We start from the raw sequence: 317 nt of genomic DNA on the forward strand, positions 1-317 counted from the left end.
GGTTCATCGCGGATAAGCGGGAACTAAAAACAAAAACGGTAGTAAGTGATAGAGTTTTATCGCCAAACAAAACCTACACAAACTACCGTTTTCATGTCGAATCATACTTTCCTATCTTCATTCTGGGAAGGCTTTCATATAGTAAAGTCTCATCAGACTGCGTCATTAATAAAGCTTACTCTCAAACCTAACTCTATCGCTAAGTGTCCTTGTGGGCTTAAAGCTCAAGCCATACATGAGTATCAATGGCGTAACGTAAAGGAAGCCACACTGTTAGGAACTCCTGTTGAACTGTCCGTTCAAACCCGACGCATCAA

The 317-nt window shown here is 41.3% G+C and carries 1 pseudogene; it reads left to right on the top strand.

What is annotated here, in order from left to right:
• Positions 1 to 93 precede the first annotated feature (93 nt).
• Positions 94 to 317: pseudogene (locus BCT11_RS28215) on the top strand (ISL3 family transposase); the annotation flags it as partial.

It is taken from the genome of Vibrio sp. 10N.222.52.B12 (assembly GCF_002875385.1).
GTDB classification, from domain to species: domain Bacteria; phylum Pseudomonadota; class Gammaproteobacteria; order Enterobacterales; family Vibrionaceae; genus Vibrio; species Vibrio jasicida.